Annotated in this window: 4 protein-coding genes; all 4 read left to right on the forward strand. The window is 62.0% G+C overall.

Features of this window, described 5'->3' with window-relative positions; translation table 11 throughout:
* The first annotated feature begins 455 nt into the window (after positions 1 to 455).
* The 4 genes from AS26_RS13135 to AS26_RS13150 are packed head-to-tail and all read left to right on the forward strand — an operon-like array spanning position 456 to position 4,991.
* On the forward strand, positions 456 to 926 hold the full coding sequence (locus tag AS26_RS13135) for a CtsR family transcriptional regulator (RefSeq protein ID WP_062310465.1): 471 nt from the start codon (positions 456 to 458) through the stop codon (positions 924 to 926).
* 16 nt (positions 927 to 942) lie between these two features.
* The gene (locus tag AS26_RS13140; protein WP_062310468.1) at positions 943 to 1,464 is read left to right on the forward strand and encodes a UvrB/UvrC motif-containing protein; all 522 of its coding nucleotides are present in this window, start codon (positions 943 to 945) and stop codon (positions 1,462 to 1,464) included.
* Positions 1,465 to 1,476: 12 nt separating this feature from the next.
* Complete coding sequence (gene mcsB / locus AS26_RS13145; protein WP_062310471.1) at positions 1,477 to 2,556, forward strand: protein arginine kinase; 1,080 nt, start codon at positions 1,477 to 1,479, stop codon at positions 2,554 to 2,556.
* Complete coding sequence (locus AS26_RS13150) at positions 2,553 to 4,991, forward strand: ATP-dependent Clp protease ATP-binding subunit (RefSeq protein WP_062310474.1); 2,439 nt, start codon at positions 2,553 to 2,555, stop codon at positions 4,989 to 4,991. The genes mcsB and AS26_RS13150 overlap by 4 nt, the downstream gene beginning before the upstream one ends.
* The last annotated feature ends 194 nt before the right edge of the window (positions 4,992 to 5,185 follow it).

The following is a 5,185-nucleotide window of genomic DNA, read 5'->3' on the forward strand; positions in this document are numbered from 1 at the left end:
CGAAACATCTCGAAGAGCGCGTGTAAGCATACGTCGTCTCCTGCGCGAGCGCGCATGACCATGTCGTGCAACACCGATAGCGAAAGCATCGAGTGGTCCCTCGCTCGGCGGGCCGGCCCGCGAAATTTGCATGCGAGGCAAGCATAGGCGCTTGCACGGGGGCGATCCCGTCGCGAATCTCGCAAGAGACGCCGTTCGGGGACTTGGCGGGCCGGTCGCCTGAACACGTGTCCCTGTCGACGCTCACGTTCAGACGGCGCATGTCTGCCTGGAAGGGCGCAAGCGCTCGTGGCGAAGGTGGAGCGCAGAATGCGCTGGATTTTTGTGCACACTAAAGCCAAACCCCTCTTGCATTTCCCGCGGGCAGGTGTATAATAAGGTCAAGAAAAGTCAAAGTCAAAAAGACAACGTCAAACGAAACTCAGAGGACGGTGCTGCGGTTAGGGGTTGTCACCATGGCAAGCAACATCTCAGACATCATCGAGGCGTATTTGAAACGACTCATGGAGGAAAGCGGGCTCGATGTCATTGAGATTCAGCGCAACGAGCTCGCGGAGCAGTTTCACTGCGTCCCTTCGCAGATCAACTACGTCATCAGCACGCGCTTCACGACAGATCACGGGTATGTCGTGGAGTCGAAGCGCGGCGGTGGCGGTTACATCCGCATCCGGCGGGTGAAACTCGACAAGGATCACTTGTTGTGGGACGTGTTGAGATCGCTCGGGGACGAGGTCAGCCAGTCGGCGAGCGAGGCGTTGATTGAACGCCTGGAGAGGGACGGATGGCTGACGGATCGAGAGGCTGCCTTGATCTCAGCCATGTTGCGGCGGGAAGTGCTCGCGCTCGATCTTCCGTATCGAGACCGGCTGCGGGCGAAGCTGCTGGCGAGTGCGCTGCAGGCGCTCGCGGCGCACCGAAAACCTTGAAAGCGAGGTGGGACCGATGCTTTGCGAGCGGTGCCATGAGCGACCGGCGACGGTCCACGTCACGAAAATCATCAACGGTGTGCAGACGGCGTATCACCTGTGCGAGGTCTGTGCGAAAGAACAGGGCGAGGTGTTCCCCAATCCGTTTCTCATGGGGAGCCCGTTCGACTTCAACAAGCTTTTGAGCGGGCTTCTGAACATGGAGTCGTCCTCGGGATTTGCGCCGGTCACGACCCAGGCCCAGCAGCGATGCGGGACTTGTGGCATGACGTACAACCAGTTCACGCAGATCGGCAGGTTTGGCTGCCCAGACTGCTACGACGCCTTTTCGTCGCGCCTTGAGCCGCTGTTGCGGCGCATTCAGAATGGGCTGCGCCACACAGGAAAAGTCCCGGGATCTGCGGGCGAGCGCCAACAACTGGCGCGCAGACTGGAACAGCTTCGCCGGGAACTACAGCAGGCCGTGGCCCAGGAGCAGTTCGAACGCGCGGCGCAACTGCGCGACGAAATCCGCAAACTGGAACAGGGCGCGCAGTGAGGAGGTGTACAGATGTCCCTCGCAGACTTTGTCAAACGAACCATCAGCAAATGGATGAGAGAAACAGGGCCAGAAGACGACATCGTGTTGACCAGCCGCATCCGCTTGGCCCGAAATCTGAAGGGATTTCCGTTTCCTACGCTGGCGACCGACGCCCACGCAGGCGAGGTCATGGAGCTCGTGCGTCAGGCCGCGGAGAACGACGCCATGAAGCGGCTCGGCAAGTTCGAGTTCATCCGCTGTCGGGATCTGTCGCCGCTGGATCGCCAGATGTTTGTCGAGAAGCATCTCATCAGTCCCGATCTCGCGCAGCAAGAGAAGCATGGCGCCATCGTCCTGCGCGACGACGAGGTCGTCAGTATCATGGTCAATGAGGAAGACCACCTGCGCATTCAGTGCATTCTGCCGGGACTTCGCCTCCAGGAGGCTTGGAATCTGGCGAGCCAGGTGGACGACGCTCTTGAGCAGACCTTGACGTACGCGTACCACGATCAGTACGGGTACCTGACGGCCTGCCCGACGAATGTCGGAACCGGCATCCGGGCCTCCGTCATGATGCATCTCCCGGGCCTCGCGCTCACGGGTGGCATCCAGCGCCTGCTCAGCGCCGTGTCTCAGGTCGGGCTGGCGGTTCGGGGTATCTACGGCGAGGGCTCGGAGTCGTTCGGGAATCTGTACCAGGTGTCGAACCAGATCACGCTGGGCGAGAGCGAGGAGGAGATCATCGCCAATCTGATGAGCGTCGTCCAGCAGATCATCGAGCAGGAGCGGAACGCGCGCAAACTCCTGATGGAGCGCAACCGGATCCAGCTCGAGGACCGCGTCAGCCGCTCGTTTGGCATCCTCGCGTACGCGCGCAAGATGGATTCGAAGGAGACGTTGGAGCGGCTGTCGGATGTGCGACTGGGGATTGATCTCGGCATTATCCAAGGCGTGTCGGCCGGCATCTTGAAGGAATTGATGGTGCTGACGCAGCCGGCTTGTCTACAAAAATACTACAACCGCGAGCTGAGCCCGAACGAGCGCGACGTGCGGCGAGCGCAGTTGATTCGGGATCGGCTGAGAATGAGTGATACGGAGGTGCATGGATGATGTATGCACGGTTTACGGAGAGAGCGCAAAAGGTGTTGGCGTTGGCGCAAGAAGAGGCTTCTCGGCTGAACCACCCTGGTGTGGGCACGGAGCACATCTTGCTCGGCCTGATCCGGGAAGGCGAGGGCATTGCGGCGAAAGCGCTGCAGATGCTCGGCGTCCAGGCGGACAAGGTGCAGCAGGAGATCGAGCGCATGGTCGGCCGCGGACAGACCCCGGTCACGGCGATGACCTACACGCCGCGGGCGAAGAAGGTCATTGAGCTGTCCATCGACGAAGCCCGCAAGCTCGGTCATTCGTACGTAGGGACGGAACACCTGCTGCTCGGCCTCATCCGCGAGGGCGAGGGCGTTGCGGCGCGCGTGCTCGCCAACATGAACGTGAATCTGAACAAGGCGCGTCAGCAGGTGCTCCAGCTCTTGGGCGGCGATGCGATGGATATCGCGGGGGACAAGGACGCCTCCGTCGGCACGCCGACGCTCGACAGCCTGGCGCGCGATCTCACGCAGATGGCGCGCGACGGCAAGCTCGATCCCGTCATTGGGCGCGAGAAAGAAATTGAGCGCGTGATCCAGGTGTTGTCGCGGCGCACCAAGAACAACCCGGTGCTCATCGGCGAACCCGGCGTCGGAAAGACCGCGATCGCCGAGGGGCTGGCGCAGCGCATTGTGACGGGGGATGTGCCGGAGACGCTGCGCAACAAGCGCGTGATGGTGCTCGACATGGGCACGGTGGTCGCCGGCACGAAGTATCGCGGTGAATTCGAGGATCGGCTGAAGAAGATCATGGATGAAATCCGCCAGGCCGGAAACGTCATCCTGTTCATCGACGAGCTGCACACGCTCATCGGGGCCGGCGGCGCGGAGGGCGCGATCGACGCGTCGAACATCCTGAAGCCGGCGCTCGCGCGCGGCGAGCTTCAGTGCATCGGCGCGACGACGCTCGACGAGTATCGCAAGCACATCGAGAAGGATCCGGCGCTCGAGCGGCGCTTCCAGCCGATCATGGTCGACGAGCCGTCGCCGGAGGAGGCGCTGGAAATTCTCAAGGGCCTGCGCGATCGGTACGAAGCGCATCACCGCGTGAAGATCACGGACGAGGCGCTCGAGGCCGCGGTCAAGCTGTCGGATCGGTACATCTCGGACCGGTTCTTGCCGGATAAGGCCATCGACCTGATTGACGAGGCGGCTTCGCGCGTGAGGCTGCGCACGCACACCGCTCCGCCGAATCTCAAGGAGCTCGAGCAGAAGTTGGAGAAGGTGCGCAGCGAGAAGGACGCCGCCGTGCAGAGCCAGGAGTTCGAGCTGGCGGCCAGCCTGCGCGACGAGGAGCAAAAAATCAAGGAAGAGCTCGAGCGGCTGAAGGAGACTTGGCAGAAGACGCAGCAACTGGACGACGTGCGCGTGACCGCAGAGGATATTGCCCACATCGTCTCCTCGTGGACGGGAATTCCGGTGCAGCAGCTCCAGCAAGACGAGTCGGAGCGGTTGCTGAACCTCGAGAAGATCCTCCACGAGCGCGTCATCGGCCAGGACGAAGCCGTCGAGGCGGTGGCGAAGGCCATTCGCCGCGCGAGGGCTGGGCTCAAAGATCCGAAGCGGCCGATTGGCTCGTTCATCTTCCTCGGGCCGACGGGCGTCGGGAAGACGGAGTTGGCGCGCGCGCTCGCGGAAGCGCTGTTTGGCGACGAGGATGCGCTCATCCGCATCGACATGTCGGAGTACATGGAGCGCCACTCGACGTCGAGGCTGGTCGGATCGCCGCCGGGATATGTCGGGTATGAGGAAGGCGGTCAGCTGACCGAGAAAGTGCGCCGCAAGCCGTATTCGGTGGTGCTCCTGGACGAGATCGAAAAGGCCCATCCGGAAGTGTTCAACATCCTGCTGCAGGTGTTGGACGACGGCCGGCTCACGGACGGCAAAGGCCGCACAGTCGATTTCCGGAACACGGTGATCATCATGACGTCGAACGTGGGCGCCGAAGAGCTGCGCAAGGGCGGTGCGCTCGGCTTCAAGCGGGAAGAGGATAAGTACCTGGGCATGAAGGACAAGGTCATGGACGAACTGAAGCGCACCTTCCGGCCCGAGTTCCTCAACCGCATTGACGAGATCATCGTGTTCCACCCGCTGGATGAAACGCACATCGAGCGGATCGTGGACAAGATGGTGGACAACTTGAAGCGCCGCCTGAAGGAGCAGGAGATCGAGTTCGAGCTGACGGATGAGGCGAAGAAGTTCCTCGCGAAGGTCGGATTCGATCCGCAGTACGGCGCGCGGCCGCTGCAGCGGGCCATTGTCCGCAACGTCGAGGATCTCCTCTCGTCGGCGCTCATCGCGGGCGAGATCAAGAAGGGCGATCGCGTCCTGCTCGGCGTGGACGGCGACAAGCTTCGCATCGAAAAGGTGAACGAACAGCAGGTCGGCGCGGGGGCGTGATCGCAGGAGCGCCGCCCACATAGCCAAGAGGGCAACTGAACGCGTGCTCAAACGTTCAGTTGCCCCTTTGCGTTGGGAGCTCTGGTATTGATCGCATACCTGGAGCACCTGTTCGAACGGCTGCCCAACGTCCGGACTGACGACCGGACGGAGATGGACCACTTGCTGCCGTGGTCGGAGCGTCTGCCAGAACG

The sequence above is a fragment of the Alicyclobacillus sendaiensis NBRC 100866 genome (assembly GCF_001552675.1).
GTDB classification, from domain to species: domain Bacteria; phylum Bacillota; class Bacilli; order Alicyclobacillales; family Alicyclobacillaceae; genus Alicyclobacillus; species Alicyclobacillus sendaiensis.

What these genes read in the sequence shown, in the direction of transcription:
- AS26_RS13135 (WP_062310465.1), top strand. Translation starts at nt 456, where the DNA reads ATGGCAAGCAACATCTCAGACATCATCGAGGCGTATTTGAAACGACTC.
- AS26_RS13140 (WP_062310468.1), top strand. Translation starts at nt 943, where the DNA reads ATGCTTTGCGAGCGGTGCCATGAGCGACCGGCGACGGTCCACGTCACG.
- mcsB (WP_062310471.1), top strand. Translation starts at nt 1,477, where the DNA reads ATGTCCCTCGCAGACTTTGTCAAACGAACCATCAGCAAATGGATGAGA.
- AS26_RS13150 (WP_062310474.1), top strand. Translation starts at nt 2,553, where the DNA reads ATGATGTATGCACGGTTTACGGAGAGAGCGCAAAAGGTGTTGGCGTTG.